Genomic DNA, 18808 nt, shown 5'->3' with positions numbered 1-18808 from the left:
CCGCCCGCCGCCCCCCCCCCGCCGGGGGGGGGCGGCGGCGGCCCCAAAAAACCCCCCCCCCCCCCCCCCCGGGGGGCCCCCCCCCCCCCCCGGTCGGGAGCCGGCCGGCACCGGCTCCCCGTCATCTACTCACAGGCGGGCCCGCAGGTAGGCACCGGCCGCGAGCAGTTGCGCGCGGGCCGACTCGTCGGCGACGGTACGAGCCGCCGCCGAGAACCGGTCCAGGGCGGCCTTGGCCTGGACCGGCCGGCCCGCCGCCGCCGTGGACTTGGCCGCTTGGAGCTGGCCGAACAGGCGGTCGGCGAGCTCGTCGCCGAGCAGACCCTCCGCCTGGTACCGCCGCACCAGCGCCTGGGTCTTGTCGTAGGTGGCGACGATCTCGAAGGCGACCGTAACCTCCGTGACGTTGCCGGCCAGGTCGGTCGCCACGACAGCCAGCTTGTGACCGCCCGCCGTGGGCTCGACACCCGCACCGCTCTCGATCGCCACCCCGTCCAGGCGGAGGACCACCGAGTCGACGGTAGACGTGGCGTCCCGCGCCGCGGCGGCGATCGGCAGTGAGGTGCCGACGTCGTACTTGCCGCCCTTCGTCACGCCGTCCACGGTCACGACCGGGGCCGTGGTGTCGACGCGCAGGGACACCGCTTTCGGCGCGGAGACGTTGCCGGCCTCGTCGATCGCCCGGAACCGCAGCTCCCGCAGGCCGTCCTCGGTCACCCGGACCGGCTCGCGGTACTGGGTCCAGGCGCCGTCGCCCTGGGCGAACTCGATGCGGACCGGGCCATCGCGGTCGTCGCTCGCCGACGCGGTGACCGTCGCCGGCGAGGTGTACCAGCCACGCTGGCCGTTCGGCTGCGCCGGGTCGACCGACAAGGTCAGGCTCGGTGCCGTCGTGTCCAGGATCCGGAAGTAGTCGAAGGCGACCGTGACCGGCTGCGCCTGCTCCGGACCCAGCGCCATCAGGCCGAACGAGGTCATCGCGGCGTCGTTGGTGACCGGCTGGCCGAGCGAGGTCCAGTTGACCCCGCCGTCGCTGATCTGGGCCGAGTAGGTGTTCCCACTCCGGCTCAGCCGCAGGTAGTACCAGCCACTCTCGGACGAGTCGGCGATGTCGATCGACCGGTTGCCGCCGTTGCCGAACTGCGCGTTGCGTTCCGAGACCAGCTCGGCACGCAGGTCGGCCGGCGTTCCGGCGTTGTTGTTGGCGACGACGTCGAACTTCACGTAGTTGTCGTCGTTGTTGTAGACCAGGAAGCCGGCCAGCTGCCACTTGTGCAGCATCGCCGGCGTCAGCCTGGTCTCGATTGTCCAGTTGCCGGCGGCGACGTCCCCGGGGATCTTCTGCAGGATGAAGTTCCGCGGCGAGGCGTTGTCGGTGCCGTTGATGTCGCCCGGCTGGGTCTCGATGCGCAGCGCACCGCCGCTCACCGCGACCTTGGACGAGTCGTACCGCACCACCGAGTTCCACCGGCAGCCGTCGAGAGCGCTGCCGTCGAACTCGTCGCCGGGCGCGCGGGCACCGTCGTCCGTGCCGTCCGGCGTGATGGTGAAGTGGTCGAACACGGCGTTGACCTGCGCCGCCCCGGTGTCCCCGGCGGCCACGGGGCCGACGGTCGCGTTCGGGATGACGTTCGCGGAGCCGGCGAGCGCCGTCCAGTTCTGGCCGTCGGCGGAGTACGCCGCGGTCAGCTTCTGACCGTCGCTGACCAGCCGCAGGTGCGCGGTGGTCGGGAAGTCCGCCGGCACACCCACGTTGGCGTGCCACGTCCGCGTCCCGCCGGCCTCGGTCTGGAACTCCATGATCCGGCCGCCGGACGAGTTACGGGTGAACGCCAGCTTGACGTAGTCGTTGTCGGTGCCGTGCATGAGCAGACCAGCGTGCTGCCACTCACGGTTGTGCGGGATGGTCACCTTCGTGGTGATCGTCCACGCCCCGGTCTTGGCGCGCTGGCCGACGTAGCTGATCGGCCCGGTGGCACCCTCGTTGATGTCACCGTTCGTGACCGGCAGCACCAGCCCGCCGTCGGCGACCCGTACGGGGAGGTTCGGCGCGTTCCGCACCGTGCTCCACCGGTTGGTGCTCAGCGTGTCACCGTCGAAGGCGTCCGAGCCGCGGATCTCGCAGATCGGCGCGGTCTCCGGCGGTGACGGGTGGATGGCCCGGCCGACCAGCGAGAAGCCGCTGAACTTCACCTCGCTGGTGGCGGAGGCGTTGTGCGCGGTGACCGCGAGGCCGATGTCCTGCGGGGCGGCCGCGCCGGGCAGCGTCACCGGGTCGCCGACCAGGGCGAACGACTTCCCGTCCTTGCTCCAGTACCCGTAGTACTTCCCGCCGTCCCGCACGATCCGCACCCAGGACGGATAGCTCGTCGTGCCGGCGCCGGTGCTGGCGTCGAGTTGGCCGTTGCCGTCGGTGTCGCGCAGCCACTCGAACCCGAGGCCCGCCCGCAGCGTCATCGCCGCGTACCCGGGCGATACGCCGGGACGCGTCATGTCGTTGCGGACGATCAGGCCGGCCTTGGCGGAGTTGTTCGTGTTCGTCTGGCTCTCGATCTTCACCGTGGCGGTCCAGGTGTCGCCGGCCGCCGCCGGCAGATACACCGAGCCGTACTGGTCGGTGCCCTGCCACATGTTCTCTCCACCGGCCTTGATGATCCAGGTGTCCTGGTCCGGCCGGTCGAAGCCGGCGGTGGTGTTGGCGTAGGTCTGCCAGGCGCCGAAGAGGTCGCCGACCTCGACCTGCACGATGCGGGACTTCGTGCGATGACCCTTGTCGTTCGTCGCGGCGGCGGTCAGCTGGTAGCGCTTCTCGGCGGGGACGTTCCAGGTCACTGAGTACGGCGCCGTGGTGTCGGCGCCGATCGACGTGCCGTCGACGAAGAACTCGACCTTGGTGATCCTGTTCTCCGCGTCGCTCGCATCCGCGGTCACCTGGACCTCGCCCGGCTCCAGCTTGTCGGCCGGCGTCGGAGAGGTCACGGCGACCTTCGGCTTGCTCGTCGGTGAGATGCCCTTGCCGTCGGCCTCGATGAAGTTCAGCCGCCGCTCACCCGCACCCGGGAACACCGCGTACAGGCTGAACGTCTTGCCGGGGTCGGACACCTCGACTGGAACGTCGACGTAGCCGCCGCTCGTGGTCGCCGGCACCTGGGCGGTGCCGAGCAGTTCACCGTCCGGCGCGCCCCGCCGGAGCTCGATCTTGCTCGCGCCGGCAGCCGACACGCGCAGGATCAGCCGGTCGACGTTGTGCAGGTTGACCGGGTCGTACGACGCCCAGGCGCCGTTCTGGCCGGTGATGGAGTTTCCGTGCCCCTCGATGTCCCGCGACGGGCCGACCGTCACCTTCGACGAGTCGGCGAAGAACTCCGCCTCCCGCTGCTTCGGGAACATCAGCGTGGTGTCCGAACCGGTCAGGCTCGGGGCACCTCCCGCGCCGCCGGAGTCGGAGTACCGGCCGTCGAGCGCGTAGAAGACGTTCATGTCCTCGCCGTGCCCGCCACCGAGGGCGGCGACCACCGAGCCGGTGCGACCGTGCAGCGGCTCGGCCGGGTGCGCGTGCTCGTCGTGGCCCATCGCCGGCTGGATCACCACGTCGGCGTCGTCGATCTCGGTGTCCTCGGCGTCGGTGACCGACAGGTCCCAGCTCACCTCGTCGCCGAAGTCGAAGAACGCACCGTTGGGCGGCAGGTTGAACTTCACCTCCGGCCGGGTGTTGCCGACCGTGATCGGCACCGTCGTCATCCCGGTCTTGCCGGCGGGGTCGGTCACCGTGAGCCGGGCGTTGTAGACGCCGTTCGTGGTGTAGGTGAAAGTCGGCTTCACCTCGGTCGAGTCGACGACGCCGTCGTCGGTGAAGTCCCACTCGTACCGCAGTTCCTCATTCTCCGGGTCGCTGCTGCCCGAGCCGTCGAAACGGACCGGCAGCGGCGCCTGGCCGGAGTCCGGCGAGGCGCTGATCTTCGCCGTCGGCGAACGCGAGCCGGAGATGTAGTCGACCCGGTACAGCCCCGAGTTCGGGTTGTCGCGGCCGAACCCGCCACCCCAGTCCAGCACGTACATCGAGCCCTCGGGACCGAACTTGGAGTCGATCGGTGCGAGGAACTGCTGCTGCGGCAGGAACGGATTGGCCTTTTCGACCCCACCCTGCCCGTTCGTGGTGATCGAGTACACCTTGTTCCGCGACCACTCGTAGAAGAACGGCTTTCCCTCGTAGTACGCCGGGAACTTGGTGTCCGACCGCAGGCCCGGGTCGTAGTCGTAGAACGGGCCGCCCATCGGGGCCAGGCCGCCACCCTGCGGGATGACCGACGGCACCGAGGACCGCTTGTAGCCGTACCACATCGTGGCCGGCTTGGCCGGCGGCAGCTCGGTCAGGCCGGTGTTGCGAATCGAGTCGTTGATCGGCTTGGCGCAGTCGAAGTACGGGCCGACGGTCACCGGGTTCGTCCGGTAGTCGACGTCGCGGAACGGCTCGTTGTTGCCCATGCACAGCGGCCAGCCGTAGAAGCCGGGCTCGGTGATGAGGTTCCACTCGGCGATACCGGCGGGGCCCCGGTTGTCCGGGTTGTCGTTGCTGTTGTCCGGCGAGTAGTCCGCCAACCCGACGGCCCCGGTCTTGGGGTCGATCGAGAACCGGAACGGGTTGCGGAAGCCCATCGCGTAGATCTCCGGCCGGGTCTTCGGCGTGCCCGGCGCGAACATGTTGCCCGCGGGGATGGAGTAGGTGCCGTCCGGCTCCGGGTGGATCCGCAGGAGCTTGCCCCGGAGGTCGTTGCTGTTGGCCGAGGTCGCCCGCGCGTCGTGGAAGGTTCCGTCCCGCTCGGACAGCGGTGCGTAGCCGCCGGACGGCTCGGAGTGCGGGTTCACGTCGTCGCCGACACCCAGATAGAGGTTCCCGCCCGGACCGAACGCGAGGCCGCCGCCGGTGTGACCGGGCTCGTCGGGGAGCCGGCGCGCCGGCACCTCGAGCAGGACCTTCTCCGTGGCGCGGTCGATCTGCGAGCCCTGCCCGACGGTGAGGCGGGACAGGCGGTTGACGAAGTTCGCCGGGTCGCTGTCGTCCGCACTCGCCGGTGAGTAGTAGATGTAGAGGTGGCCGTTCTTGGCGAAGTCCGGGTCTAGCGCGATGCCGAGCAGCCCGTCCTCACCGCCGGAGTACACCGGGATCGTGATCGCCGTGGAGGTGGTCCTGGTCCGCGGGTCGTAGACGCGGATCTGGCCGCGCACCAGTTCGGTGAAGAACACCCGGCCGTCGGGCGCGACGTCCATGGCGTACGGGGCGCTGGTGTTCTGGTCCAGCGGGACCCGCTCGAAGTTGTCCCACTTGCTGCCGCCGCAGTCGCCCTGCTCCATCCCGGCGGCCCACTTCACGCCACCCACGATGTGCTGCACCAGCGCCGCCTCGCCCGTGTAGTGGGCGCCGAAGTGGCCCATGCCGGTCACCCAGGCGCGGCCGCCGTCGTACGGCTTGCACCAGGAGATCGGGTGGTCGTAGCCCATCGCATTGCTGCCCGGGTTGTACGTCGTCTCGTCCATCGTGGCGAGCACGTGCGCGTTGCCGCGGACGTTGAGCGCGTAGTTGTACCACTCGTCGGCGCGCGCCCACCGCTGCGGCAGGTGCTTGGTGGACGGGTGGACCTGGTCCTCCACCCGGACGGTGCCGGGCAGGCCGGGGCTGTTGCCGGTGGCCGCGTGACCGGGCATCAGCGTGCCGATCATGTTGTCCCACCACGTGTAGTTGCCACGCATGTCGGTGGCGTTGTGGATGGCGACGATGCCGTGGCCGGCCCGCATGTAGCGCTCCATGGCCGCCTTCTGGTCGGCGGTCCACGGGTCGCCCGAGGCCTGGAACATCACGAGCGCGTCGAAGCGCGCGAGGTCCTCGTCGTTGAAGATGGACGAGTCCTCGGTGTGCTGCGAGGTGATGCCGGCGTCGGCGAAAGCGGCCTCCAGCACGGGAACGCCCTGCTCGATCGCCTCGGTGTGCCGGAACTGAGTGGTCTTCGTGAAGATCAGCACGTGGGCTTTGTCGTCCGTGCCCTCGTGCGCGGTCGCCGGCGACGAGCCGATCATGGTCAGCGCCAGCGCGCTGGCCACGGGCATCGCGAACCACCGTCCCCACCGGGGACGCCAGGTCACGTTCATGAGATGCGGTACCTCCATGACGCGAGGAACTACTGGGGGGTCGTGACCGTGCGGCGTGCCGGCGCCGTCGGGCTGGTGTCGAGTTGGCCGTCGGGTCTAGCGTCGGGTCCGGGGCATCACCCCCCGCAGGAACTCGAGTCCGTCCGCGGCGATCGCGTCCTGGCTCACGGCGAGTGGACGCCAGATGGAGGCGGCTGTCGCGATCGTCGCGTTCTCCGCCGTGAACGACTCGATACACAGCGGGCCGGCGTAGCCCGCGTCGTCGATCGCCGCGAGGATGGCCGGCCAGTCCAGGTGGTCGGTGCCGGGCGTACCGCGGTCGTTGCCGCACACCTGGACGTGCGCCACCCGGCCGGCGGCCGCGCGGATCGCCGCCGGGATGTCCGTCTCCTCGATGTTCTGGTGGTAGAGGTCCAGCGCGACGCCGCAGTGCGGTAGGTCGCCGATCGCGTCGAGGGTCTGACCGATGGTGTTGAGCAGGCTCGTCTCGTAGCGGTTGAGCGGTTCGACGGCCACGGTGACGCCGGCCTCGCCCGCGTAGTCGACAACGGGGGCGAGGCTCTCCCGCAGTTGCCCGTACGCCGAGGCCCGCTCGGCCGGCGACATCCGCCAGGTCCGGCCGACCGAGGCGTACGCCGGCCCGGCGATCACCGGCGAGCCGACCGCCGCGGCGGCGTCCACCACGCCGAACAGATAGTCCTGCGTGGACCGGATGGTGGCCGGGTCCGCCGCGGTCAGCTCTCGACCGGCCGGCATCACCAGGCATACGGTGGCGCCGAGACCGTGATCGGCGAGCACCCGGGCGGCGCGTCGCGGCTCCCAGTCGCCCAGGTTCTCCACCGGGAGTTCGAGCACGTCGAAGCCCCACCCGGCGACCTTGGCCGCGAGGGCGGCCAAGGTCGCGTCGGTCAGCGGTGAGGTCCACACCCAGGTGTTGACCCCGAGCCGATGCCTGGTCACTTCCACGGCCCCGGGTAGCCCGGCATGTCCTCGCAGCCGCACATCGCGTAGTGCAACGGCGGCATGTCCTGCTTGACGTACTCCTTGACGTTGTCGCCGGTGATCCGCGGCTGAGGCAGCACCCACTCCTTCGGCACCTGCTCCCCCTTGAGGATCTTCAGCGCCGCGATGATCGGGGTCCGCCACTGGTAGGTGGGATAGGTCGGCGCGACCGCGGTCAGGCCCTCGTCGGCCCACAGCCGCAGGAAGTCCTGCTGGTCCTCGCCGACGATGGCGGGCACATCGACCCCGGCGTCCTGGAACGCCTCCGCCGCGGCGACGGCGGTGGCACCGGCGTCCATCCACACACCGTCGATCTGACCCTCGCGCTGGATGTAGTCCGTCACGATGCCCTTGGTCTTGGCCGCATCACCGTCGGTGAACTCCACGCCGACCACCTTGAGCTCGCTGCCGGTGAAGATCTCGTTGGCGGCCGCCCACCGCTGCTCGAGCACGTCCACGCCCGGCAGGATGCGCAGGGCGAGGACCTTGCCGCCCGGCTTGACCTTCTCCTTCAGGAACTCCGCGCCGTCCGCCCCGAAGGCGAAGCCGCCGATGGGGTGGATGAAGGTGGCCTGGCAGTCGGTGTTGACGCCTCGGTCGAACACGATCACCGGCACGCCGGTCTTGCACGCCTGCTCGACGGCCGGCGTCAGCGTGGCGGTGGTATTCGGCGAGATGATGATCGCGGAACAGTTCTGGCCGGACAGCGACTGGATGTCACTGATCTGCTTGTCGTCCTTCGCCTCCGCGTCCAGCATGGTGAACTTGGCGATCTCCGGGTGCAGCTTCACCTCCTGCTGCATGGTCTTGTAACCCACCTGCCGCCAGGGGTTGTCCACTGAGGCGTTGGAGAAGCAGAGAGTGTAGTTCCCGCCCGGCTTCGCGAACTTTGCGGTGTCGACCATTTCCGGCTGGAGCATCTGCTCCCACGGCTTGCCGTCCGGGCCTTCCGGCGTGGCGTTGCGGAACGCCAGTTGGCGGTCGTACTCGGCCTGGTCGAAGAACTTGGACTTGCCCGCGTCCGAACTGGGTGATCCTTCGCTCGAACTGGGTGATCCCGCGCTCTGGGCTTTGTCGTCGGGCAGGTCGCTTGAGCACGCGGCGAGCGCGAGCGCGCCCGCCACGACCACTACGGCCCATCTATTGATCATTATCGTTCTCCTTACTACCGGGGGACTTCAGGAGGAGGCGGGTTGCGCGGGTCGCTCGGGGTTCCGCTGTTTCGGCCACAACCGCAGCCGCTGCCGTACGCCGCTACCGAGGGCGGCGTAGGCGACGGCGGCGATGATGATCACGCCCTGCACGGCTGACTCGAGGGCGCCGCTGACGCCGAGCAGGTTCAGCAGCGTGAACAGGGCCTCCAGGGACAGTGCGCCGGCGGCCGCCGCGACGACCGACCCGCGCCCACCACCGAGGAGCACGCCGCCCAGCACGACGGCGGTGATCGCGCGGAACTCCAGGCCGCTGCCGACCTGCGCCGAGACGCTGGCGAACCCGCCGAGCAGGATCGAGGCGACCGCGGCGAGCAGTCCGGAGAGGACGAACGCGAGCAGCCGGAGCCGGTCGACCCGACCACCGGACAGGCGCACGGCGGCCTCGTTGTCGCCGGCCGCGACCAGCGCCCGGCCGGTGCCGCCGCGCATGAACAGCGCCGCGGCCGCCAGGATCGCCAGCAGGATGAGCACCGACCACGGGACCGCGCCGAGCACCGGGACATCCACGGCGCCGCGCCCGAACATCCGGAACCCGGCGGACAGCGCACCGCGTGGCGCGCCACCGGTCCACAGGAAGATCGCACCGTCGAGCACGAGCAGCATGCCGAGCGTGACGATGAACGACGGCACCAGGAGCTTCGTCGTGACCAGCCCGTTGACCAGACCCACCAGCAGGCCGAACCCGAGCACGAGCAGGATCACCCACGCCGTCGCCGACTCACTCCCGTTGATCAGCCGGGCCGCGATGACCACGCCTGCGGTCACCAGCGCGCCGACCGACAGGTCGAATCCGCCCGAGACGATGACGAAGTACTGCCCGATCGCGAGGATCATGAGCGGCGCGGCACGTTTGAGCAGCGCCAGATAACCGGACGGCTCGTCGTAGGCCGGGCCGACGATCGCCAGGCCGACGAGCAGCAGGAGCAGCACGGCGAGCACCGGCGCGGTGCCCTCGGCCAAGCGAGGACGCCAGGTCATGTCAGCCTCCCACGGGCGCGATCGGCCATCATGCGCCGGGCGTAGAGCGCGACCGCCGTCACGAGCACGACGCCGCGCACCACGTCCTTGAAGAACGGATCGACCTCGAGGTCGTCGAAGATCGTGTCCAGGGTGGCCAGGATGAAGACGCCGCCGATGGTGCCGACGACGCCGCCCCGGCCACCGGCGAGCAGGGTCCCGCCGAGCACGACGGCGGCGATCGACTCCAGGTCGTACCCGGCGTCGGTGCCGACGTACGGGGCGCCCGATCCGAGCCGGCTGGCGAGGTAGATCCCGGTGAGGCCGGCGGCGACCGAGCACAGCACGTGCGCGGTGACGATGGTCCGGCGGGTCGGCACCCCCGACAGCCGGGCCACTTCGATGTCCCCGCCGACGGCGTAGATGTGGTAGCCGGGACGGGTCCGCGACAGGTACCACCAGGACAGTGCGGCGACGGCCAGCATCAGCAGCGCCGCGACCGGCACGGGGCCGATCCGGTCGTAGCCGAGGTGCTGGAAGCCACGCGGTACGTCCCCGGCCGGGCCGCTGTAGGTGTCCTCTAGGTAGCCGCGCAGGATCAGCGCCACGCCGAGCGTCGCGATGAACGCGTTGGCCTTGAGGACGGTGATGACCAGCCCGTTGACCAGACCGACGCCGGCGGCCACCACGAGCGCGAGCAGCACGCCGGGCACGATCATGCCGTCCCGCCCGCCCATCGTCTCCGCGGCGATCAGCGAGGTGAGGCCGACCAGGTAGGCGACGGACAGGTCGAGGGATCCGGTGAGGATCGCCATCGTCTGTCCTATCGCGACGAGGCCAAGCGCGGTGGCCCGGGTGAAGATGTTGAGGATGCCGGCCTGGTCGAGGAGGACCTCCCCGCGGAGCCCGACGAGCACGCTGCCGACGACGAGAAGTGCGGCGAGTGCGATGTAGACGATGGCGACCGGGGTGAGTCGTCGATGAAACGCCGGCCGCGTGACCTTCCGCGTGACCGGTACGGTGTTCTCCTCGAGAGCGCTCACGCCGCATCACCGACCCCGTGCCCGGTGGCCAGCGCCATCACGGCCCCCTCGCTCGCGCCCGCGGGCAGCTCACCGGCCAGCGCACCATCGTGCATGACGAGGATCCGGTCGCTCATCCCGATCAGCTCGGGGAGCTCCGAGGAGATCATCAGCACCGCCACGCCGCGCTTCGCGAGATCGCGCAGCAGCTCGTGTACAGCCCGCTTCGCACCGACGTCGATGCCGCGTGTCGGCTCGTCGACGACCAGCACCTTCGGCTCGACCGCCAGCCACTTGGCGAGAACGACCTTCTGCTGGTTGCCGCCGGACAGGAAGCGCACCTCCTGGTGCTCGCCGCGGGCCACCACGGTCACCATGTCGAGCAACGCCTTGACGTCCGATTTCGCTCGGGAGCGTGCGCCACTCAGTGCGGCACGGCGTACCAGCAGCGTGTTGTCGCGTACGGACTGACGGAGTGCCAGCCCGTCCCCTTTGCGGTCCTCGGTGACCAGCGCGATCCCGAGGCGCACCGCGGTCCTGGGCCGGGTAACCCGCTGTGCCACTCCGTCGACTTCCACCACGCCGCGGGTGAACGGCTCGACGCCGAACACCGCGCGCGCGACCGCCGAGCGGCCGGATCCCTGCAGCCCGGCCAGCCCGACGATCTCCCCGGCGCGCACCTCGATGTTCAGGTCACGAACGCGGTCGTTGCCGGCGCCGCGCGCCGCGAGCCGGACCGGCCCGAGGTCGTCGGGGGCGGCCCGGTCCGGGTAATACTCGCCCAAGTCGCGGCCCACCATGTGCCGGACGAGGTCCTCGGAGGTCAGCTCGCCGGTCGGCGCACATGTGACGAACCGGCCGTCCTTGAGCACGGTGATCCGGTCGGAGAGGTCGAACACCTCCCGCATGCGGTGCGAGACGTAGAGGATCGCGATGCCCCGCTCGCGCAGCCGGCGCACCAGGTCGTAGAGCAGTTCGACCTCGTGATCGGCGAGCGCCGCGGTCGGCTCGTCCATGCCCAGGACTCGAGCGTCGGTCGACAGAGCCTTGACGATCTCCACAACCTGCCGCTGGGCGACCGACAGCGACGACACGGCATCGGTTGGATCGATCCCGTCCTCGCCGAGCCAGTCCAGCAGCGCGCGGGTGTCGGCCACCATGCGCCGCCGGTCGACCTGCATCCCCCGCACGGGCTCGCGGCCGAGGTAGACGTTCTCGGCGACACTGCGATGCGGCAGCAGGGTGAACTCCTGGTGGATGATGGCGATGCCGGCCCGCTGCGCGTCGGTCGGGCCGGCGAAGGACACCTCGGCGCCGTCGACCTCGATGGTGCCGCCGTCTGGCCGGTGCACCCCGGCCAGAATCTTGAGCAACGTGGACTTGCCCGCGCCGTTCTCGCCCATGACCGCGTGCACCTCGCCCCCGCGCAGTTCCAGGTCCACACCGCGCAGCACCGGCACGCCGAGGAAGGACTTGGTGATCCCGCTCAGCCGCACGTTCGTCGCGATGCCAGAGGTCATGCCGGCACCTCTCTCCACGCGCCGTCCGCGGCCGCCGAGGCCAGCACCGTCTCGGTGATCCGGACGGCGCGCAGGCCGTCCGCGAACGTGGGTAGGCCATCCGGCGCGTCCTCGCCGCGCACCGCCCGGTAGGTGTCGGCGACGAACGCGTCGAAGCAGTCCTGGTAGCCCTGTGCGTGCCCGGCCGGCAGCCGGACATAGCGCGCGGCGGAGGGGTGGAGCGTTCCGGGATCACGCAGAAGCGTCTGACTGCCCTCGCGCCGGCCGACCCACAGTCGCTCCGGGTCCTCCTGGTCGAAGCCGAAGCTCGCCTCGGTGCCGGAAATCTCGAGGTGCAACCGGTTCTTGCGACCCGCGGCGACCTGCGACACAACCAGAGCACCGACCATGCCGGCGGCGGTGGTGAAGTGCACGGAGGCCAGGTCCTCGGTGGGCTTCCCGTTCCCGCGGGCGCGCTCGTGCACGACCGCGGTGCGGGCGGACAGACGCGCGATCCGGTCGCCCGTTACGAACTCGAAAAGGTCGCACCAATGCGAACCGATATCGGCGAAAGCCCGCGACGGCCCGCCGAGCGCGCCGTCGACCCGCCAGTCGTCGTCCGACGGGCGGGATAGCCAGTCCTGGAGGTAGCCGCCGGTCACACTGGCGACGACACCGGCCTCGCCCGCGGCCAGCCGCGCTCGCAACTCACGCACCATAGGGTGGAAGCGGTAGACGAACGGCACCGCGGCCACCCGATCGCCGGCCGTCTCAACGAGCGCGACGGCCTCGGCACTCCCGGTGGCGAGCGGCTTTTCGCATATGACGTGCACACCGGCGGCGAGCGCGGCGGCGGTGACGGGGGCATGCGACGCGTTAGGCGTGCAGACATGCAGCACGTCGATCTCAGCGTCGTCGAGCAGGGCCGCCAGGTCCGGGTAGCCCTCGTCCGCACCGACCGCGCGTGCCGCGGTGACGGCCCCCTCGGGACGGGACGCCACCGCGGCCACGACTCTGGCCCCAGCGCGCCGGGCTGCCTCGGCGTGCACCTGTCCCATGAAGCCCACGCCTACAACCGCCACGCGCAGCGTCTGCTGCTCGGATTCGGGCCCGCCAGACGCCCCTAGAAGATCGGTCACAGACATGCGTTGAAGGTAAGCGAACTTATGTCGACCGTCAACGAAAGTTTTGGCTTGGCAATAAGAACTTTTGGTGGTTGCAATCTCAATTGCTTGCCGGTGCCGACGGAAGACGGTAGCTTCGCTTTAATTGAGGTGTGAACCACGGGCAAAGCGCCACCCCGACGTCGCCTGGCGAGCTGCTTCGGCTGTTACGGGACGGGAAAGCGCGCACCCGTACCGAGCTGGCGATCGAGACCGGATTGGCCCGGTCGACCATACGCCTGCGTCTCGACGCGCTCATGAACGCCGGGCTGGTCATCAGCGGGGGCGACAACGCCGTCACCGGCGGCCGGCCTGCGAGCAAGTTCGTATTCAACGCCCGCGCGCGCGTGGTGCTGGCGGCCGATGTCGGGGCCACTCACGCCACCGTCGCCATTGCCGACCTGACCAGTGAGCCACTGGCCATCAAAAGGCTCGCGCTGGACATCGCCGACGGGCCCGACGCGGTGCTGGGCCTGCTCATCGACGCCTGGCGACGGATGCGCGCCGACCCCGGCCTCACCGCTCCCGTGGCCGGCGTCGGTGTCGGGCTGCCCGGCCCGGTCGAGCATTCAACCGGCAAGCCGGCCCACCCCCCCATCATGCCGGGCTGGAACGGGTACGACGTGCCCGCGCGGATCGCCGCCGACTTCGCCGTGCCGGTCCTGGTGGACAACGAGGTCAATCTGATGGCGCTCGGGGAGCACGTCCGCTGCTTCCCGAACGAAGAGAACCTGATCTTCGTCAAGGTCGCGACCGGCATCGGCTCAGGCCTGATCAGCAACAGCCGATTGCATCGAGGCGACGTCGGCGCGGCCGGCGACCTGGGGCACATCCTGGCCCCGCACGCCTGCAACGTGCGCTGCCGTTGTGGCAACAGCGGCTGTCTGGAGGCCGTGGCCAGCGGGCCCGCCATCGCGGCCAAGCTCCGCGCCGCCGGCCTCGACGCGACGACCAACGCCGACGTCGTGGCCCTCCTGCAGGCCGGCAACCCGATCGCCGGCCAGGCGGTGCGGCAGGCCGGCCGGGACATCGGCGAGGTGCTGGCCGCCGGCGTCAGCCTGTTCAACCCATCGCTGATCGTGGTCGGCGGGGCGCTCGCGCAGGCCGGCGAGATGCTGCTGGCGGGCGTGCGGGAGTCGATCTACCGTCGCTCGCTGCCGCTGGCCACCGAGCGCCTGCGCATCGTCACCTCACAGGCCGGCGAGAACGCGGGCGTCGTCGGCGCCGCCGCGATGGTCGTCCAGCACGCCCTTTCCCCCACCGTGCTGGACCGCGAGCTGGCCTAGAGACTGCCGGGGAGGCACGCCGAGCGCGTCCCGCTGCCCCGTGACCTTCTTCACGGGTTCCGGGCGGCACGCTCGGCCCTGCCTTCGCCGAGGAATGACCCGGTCAGGTGAGGCGGCCGACGTAGGCGAGCGCCTGCTTGAGCAGCACGCCCTGGCCGCCGGTCATCTCCTGCTGCACGATCGGGGAGGCCGCCTCCTCCGGCGTGAACCACTCCAGGTCCAGCGCGTCCTGCCTGGGCCGGCAGTCACCGCGTACGGGGACGATGTACGCCAGGGAGACCGCGTGCTGGCGGGGATCGTGGAACGGCGTGACCCCCGGGGTGGGGAAGTACTCCGCCACCGTGAACGGCGTCGGCGAGACCGGCACGCTCGGCAGCGCCACCGGTCCGAGGTCCTTCTCCAGGTGGCGCAGGAGGGCGTCGCGGATGCGCTCGTGGTAGTACACCCGCCCGGACACCAGCGCCCGGCTCACGGTGCCGTCGGCGCCGATCCGCAGCAGCAGGCCGACACGGGTCACGATGCCCGTGTCGTCCACGCGCACCGGCACAGCGTCCACGTACAGGATCGGCATCCGGCCCCGCACCGATTCGATCTCGTCGGGAGCGAGCCAGCCTGGCGTCGTTTCGGTCATTTCGGTCACGGGTCGATCGTACTTGCCCAGGCGAGAGGTGGTTCGCAGGTCGGCGCAACCCGTACCGGACCCCCTGTCACCTGCTCCCCCTGATGACGCGCGTCACCCGGTGGCCGCGTTCACCCTGCCGCGGGCGCCGACCCCTCGGGAAGATCCGCCATGACCTCGCGACGGGAGATCCCGGCGACGGCGACCCGCCGCCGATAGTCGGAGAAGACCTGCACTTCGCCGTCGCCCCAGCACAACGGGCTGTTCGACGCCTCCAGATAGACGTAGTCCATGCCGTGGCGCATGTCGTCGCCCAGCATGGCGACGTCGACGGCCCACTCGCGCAGGCGTGCCGGCGGGGCACGGAAAACCAGCGCGCCGCCGATCCGTTCCACGGCGGCGCCGCGGGCGGCGGCCGGCGGCTCCCAGCCGGGCCACCGCCGGAGCTCCCGGCACTCGCGGACGCGGTCACGCGTACGGGCCAGCTCGGCGTCGAGGCCCCAGGTATGCCAGCGGACCGTGCCGGCGGAGGACGCCCGGGCCGCGAGGCGCGGGCCGCCGTGTCCGGCCTCGGTCCCTTACGCCCCCGCACATCTCACCGTCGTCTCCTCTCCAGGCTGTGGGCCTGGTCATGAAAGCGCCGCGCGGACGTCCGTCACAACCGAATCAGCCCGGGCCTGTGCCGGTGGTCCTCTTCGTGCGGGGGGCCCAGCGGGCGGGCGAGCCCGGGGTGCGGTTCGTGCCGCTCCAGCCAGTGGGTGGTCGACAGGGCCGCCCGTTCGATCATGTCGGCCGTACCGCGGAAGTCGACGGGCAAGACCTCGACCGGGCACAGCGGCGGCAGCACGTGCAGGCGGGTCCGGCGCGTGTTCTGCCTGATCGAGGCGCTGATGCGCTGCTCGCTGAGCAGGTTGTAGCCGTGTAGGGCCATGGCGATCGCGGTCGCCGGGGCCGCCGGCAGGGGCAGGAGAACCCCGGTGCCAGCAGGTACGCCTCGTCGGCGCCCGCGTCCACCGCGTAGTCCAGCGTCGTCAGGTCCGCGACGCCGCCGTCCATGAGCATCCGGTCCCCGATCGTCACGGTGGGATACAGGGCCGGGATCGCGGTGCTGGCCAGCAGGGCGGGCAGCGCGGGCCCCCGCGACAGGACCACCGGCCGTCCCGTCCGCACGTCCGCGGTGAGCACCGACAGCGGCGTCCGCGTCTCCTCCAGGTGCCGGATCGGCAGGATGCGTTCGAGGAACCGCCGCAGGGAGGAGTTGTCGAACAGGTAGTTGCGGCGGCCGAGCATCGCCGCGGCCAGCGTGGCCGGGTTGAGCGGGAAGGTGTAGTTGAGCACGCCGAGCGCCTGCAGGGCTCCCCGCACGGGATGGAAGGGCAGATTTCCCGCGAGAGTGCGCAGCACGTCCGGCCCGCTCACCGGGTACACGTCGTGGCTGCTCACCGACAGCCACAGCCGGGCCAGTTCCTCCACGCCCTCCGCGTCCGGGCGTGAGGCGTAGTAGGCGCCGTTGAGCGCCCCGATCGAGGCGCCGACCACCATGTCCGGCGCAGATCCCGTGAGCGGTGAGCGCGCGGAGCATGCCGACCTGCGCGGCTCCCAGGCTGCCGCCTCCCCACAGGATGAACGCCGTCGTCATCGGCCGCTTCCCCACGCTCCCCCGGCCCCGGTCCCCCTTCCTACCCGTACGCCCTTGTTTCACCCGCCGTCCGGAGAGGTGCGGGTTACGTGAGACGAGGGACTTTCACCGAGCCCTTGTTTATCCTGCCGGGGGCGACAGTTGAAAGGCAGGAATCCCCCCGATGGCCTATGCCGACAAGATCTCTCCCATTCTCCGCGCCACGCTCGAGCTCCTGCGTGAGGCCGGACGGCCGCTGCGACCCGAAGAGGTCCGTAAGGAAGTCGAAGGGAGAGTGACGATACCCCCGGAGCTGCGGGGGCCCAACGCGCACGGCCAGGCGCGGTGGTGGGCGCAACTGGGCTTCCGCACGGGAGAGGCCGCATCACTGGGCTGGATGACCAAACGGAACGGCTGGGCGATCACCGAAGCCGGTGTCCGCGCGCTCGACGGCTTCGAGGGCACCGAGCTCTACCGCGAACTTGCGCGTCAGTACCGGGCGAGAAGGCTGCCGCCGCAGGGGCGTGTCTACAGCGACCCCCGCTGGAACGTCGTCCTGGAGGCTCTGGAGCATCTGGAACCGGGCCACTGGACCACGTATGGCGACCTGGCGGCCCTGGTGGGCATGTCGGCGCAGTCGGTGGGAGGTTTCATGGCCGAGAGCGCCGACGCGGGCCACGCTTACCGGGTCCTGCAGTCGGGAGGGCGGATCTCCCCGCAGTTCCGCTGGCCGGACCCGGAACGGACCGACGATCCGCGTGAAGTGCTCGAGAAGGAAGGCCTGACCTTCGACCACGCCGGCCGGGCCGACCCGCAAAGGCGCGTCACCGCCGACCGGTTCCGCACGATGCTCGCCCAGGCCGGCGTCGTCCTGCCCCCGGCAGGCGGCCCCGAGCCCACGCCTCCCCCCGACCCGACTCCTGCCGCGTTCGAGCAGTTCCAGCAGAACCTCGAGTACGCCCGGCAGCTCGTCGACGGCGGGCGCAACCTGGAGCGGCTCGCGGTCGGCTCCTTCGACGTCACCGACCTCTACCGCGCGGCCTGGACGCAGGCCGTGGCGGCTCTCGACCACTGGATCACGCGCGAGATCGTCGACCGGGCCGTCGCCCTCGCGCTGACCCCGGGAGCGCCCCGCCCTCAGAAGTTCAACAACCTGAGCATCCCCGTCGAGCTGTTCGAGGACATCCACCACCGCAAGGAAGACCTCGGCAGCGCCTTCCGGGGGCATCTCGAGCGTCATTTCGCCTTCATGACCTTCCAGAACCCGGAGAAGATCAAGGAAGGGTTCGCGCACGTCAGCACGGTGAACCTCTGGGTGAGAGTCGCCGAGGTCCTGACCGGACAGGACGCGCGGAACCCGATCACCGCGGACGGCGTACGCACGAGGCTGCGGGAGATCGCCTGGCGCAGGAACAACATCGCCCACACCGCCGACCACGATCCGGTACGCCCCGGGCAGAAGGCCCCGATCACCGCCGACGAGGCGGAGGCGACCATCGAGTGGCTCGAAACGATGGCCATCGCCATCCAACTGGCTCTCGGCGACACCCTCCCCGCCCGCAGCCCCGACAGCCCGAGCGAGACGCGAGGCACCCCTTCGGCAGCAGGGGCGGGACAGACCGCCGGCCCCCGGGTGAAGCGCACCTGGGACGAACCCGGCTTCCTCCGGGCCGTCGAGCGGTACTGTCCCGCCGACGTTCGCGAGACACTGCTGGCCGTCTACCGGCACGCCGAGAGCCACCCGTCCTTCCACGAGTACTACTTCGGCGAGGGCGAGTATCCGTCGGTGACCGCCTGGTTCAACCTCGGCTCGGACACGGCCTCCGTGTGGAGCATCTACACGAGTCCGACCAAGTCGGTCCTGGCTGTCAACTTCGGGTCCATTCGCAACCATGGCGCATCAGAAGAACGGATGGCACGGCTCGCCGAGAGACTCGGCGTCCTTCCGGGATCGAGCCACCTCCGCGGCCAGCTCGAATCCGCCGGCTACGCGAAATACCCCTCGCTCCAGCCGGCCGCCCTCGCGCGTCCGGAGTCCCGGGAGGTCATCATCGCGGCCCTGAACGAGTTCCTGACCGGCGAACCATCCCCCTGACCACGGCAAGCAACAACACTTAGGGCATCCCAGGCCGACTCCTGACGCTACAGCCTCGCACTGGAAGGACGATCAGGCGCGGCCGCAAGAGTCGGCCTGAAGGTGCCTCGCGCCTCCGGCGCACCTGGTTACGCACTTTTCCTCGTCGCTCAGCGAAGCATGTCATGCCTGGCCCTGCGCCCGCCTCAG

12 protein-coding genes are annotated in these 18808 nt (G+C 70.4%); 2 read left to right on the top strand and 10 right to left on the bottom strand.

The genetic code is table 11. The features are described from left to right. Nucleotides 1–129: 129 nt before the first annotated feature. The 7 genes from ACWEQG_RS32510 to ACWEQG_RS32480 all read right to left on the bottom strand — a co-directional run bounded on the left by ACWEQG_RS32510 (nt 130) and on the right by ACWEQG_RS32480 (nt 12983). Complete coding sequence (locus ACWEQG_RS32510) at nt 130–6144, bottom strand: ThuA domain-containing protein (RefSeq protein ID WP_452290602.1); 6015 nt, start codon at nt 6142–6144, stop codon at nt 130–132. A 96-nt stretch (nt 6145–6240) separates the two neighbouring features. Then, on the bottom strand, nt 6241–7104 hold the full coding sequence (locus ACWEQG_RS32505) for a sugar phosphate isomerase/epimerase family protein (protein WP_452290601.1): 864 nt from the start codon (nt 7102–7104) through the stop codon (nt 6241–6243). Beyond that, the gene (locus tag ACWEQG_RS32500) at nt 7101–8297 is read right to left on the bottom strand and encodes a substrate-binding domain-containing protein (RefSeq protein ID WP_452290599.1); all 1197 of its coding nucleotides are present in this window, start codon (nt 8295–8297) and stop codon (nt 7101–7103) included. Before ACWEQG_RS32500 ends, ACWEQG_RS32505 begins: the two co-directional genes overlap by 4 nt. 27 nt (nt 8298–8324) lie before the next feature. Beyond that, nucleotides 8325–9338 carry an ABC transporter permease gene (locus ACWEQG_RS32495; RefSeq protein WP_452290597.1) on the bottom strand — a complete coding sequence of 338 codons (1014 nt, stop codon included), beginning with the start codon at nt 9336–9338 and terminating at the stop codon, nt 8325–8327. Further along, on the bottom strand, nt 9335–10360 hold the full coding sequence (locus tag ACWEQG_RS32490) for an ABC transporter permease (RefSeq protein ID WP_452290596.1): 1026 nt from the start codon (nt 10358–10360) through the stop codon (nt 9335–9337). The genes ACWEQG_RS32495 and ACWEQG_RS32490 overlap by 4 nt, the downstream gene beginning before the upstream one ends. After that, nucleotides 10357–11859 carry a sugar ABC transporter ATP-binding protein gene (locus ACWEQG_RS32485; protein WP_452290594.1) on the bottom strand — a complete coding sequence of 501 codons (1503 nt, stop codon included), beginning with the start codon at nt 11857–11859 and terminating at the stop codon, nt 10357–10359. The genes ACWEQG_RS32490 and ACWEQG_RS32485 overlap by 4 nt, the downstream gene beginning before the upstream one ends. Beyond that, entirely contained in the window at nt 11856–12983 is a 1128-nt protein-coding gene (locus ACWEQG_RS32480) for a Gfo/Idh/MocA family protein (protein ID WP_452290592.1), read from the bottom strand. Before ACWEQG_RS32480 ends, ACWEQG_RS32485 begins: the two co-directional genes overlap by 4 nt. A 131-nt stretch (nt 12984–13114) precedes the next feature. Here ACWEQG_RS32480 and ACWEQG_RS32475 point away from each other — a divergent pair, with 131 nt between their 5' ends. Further along, nucleotides 13115–14287: an ROK family protein gene (locus tag ACWEQG_RS32475; RefSeq protein WP_452290590.1), complete on the top strand. Its 1173-nt coding sequence runs from the start codon at nt 13115–13117 to the stop codon at nt 14285–14287. A 103-nt stretch (nt 14288–14390) separates the two neighbouring features. On the opposite strand, the gene ACWEQG_RS32470 is transcribed toward ACWEQG_RS32475, so the two are convergent. The 3 genes from ACWEQG_RS32470 to ACWEQG_RS32460 form a co-directional block, all read right to left on the bottom strand. After that, nucleotides 14391–14927 carry an NUDIX hydrolase family protein gene (locus ACWEQG_RS32470; protein ID WP_452290588.1) on the bottom strand — a complete coding sequence of 179 codons (537 nt, stop codon included), beginning with the start codon at nt 14925–14927 and terminating at the stop codon, nt 14391–14393. Nucleotides 14928–15037: 110 nt separating this feature from the next. After that, entirely contained in the window at nt 15038–15301 is a 264-nt protein-coding gene (locus ACWEQG_RS32465; RefSeq protein WP_452290586.1) for a hypothetical protein, read from the bottom strand. Between the two features lie 388 nt (nt 15302–15689). Continuing rightward, a complete protein-coding gene (locus ACWEQG_RS32460) occupies nt 15690–16448 on the bottom strand; it encodes a patatin-like phospholipase family protein (RefSeq protein ID WP_452290584.1) in 759 nt (252 codons plus the stop codon). Nucleotides 16449–16819: 371 nt separating this feature from the next. On the opposite strand from ACWEQG_RS32460, the gene ACWEQG_RS32455 reads away from it, so the two are divergent. Continuing rightward, nucleotides 16820–18619 carry an MGMT family protein gene (locus ACWEQG_RS32455; RefSeq protein ID WP_452290582.1) on the top strand — a complete coding sequence of 600 codons (1800 nt, stop codon included), beginning with the start codon at nt 16820–16822 and terminating at the stop codon, nt 18617–18619. Nucleotides 18620–18808 lie beyond the last annotated feature (189 nt).

The sequence above is a fragment of the Microbispora sp. NPDC004025 genome (assembly GCF_053604425.1).
Note: the sequence above shows the minus strand (reverse complement) of the source record. Positions and strands in the feature narration are given on the sequence as shown.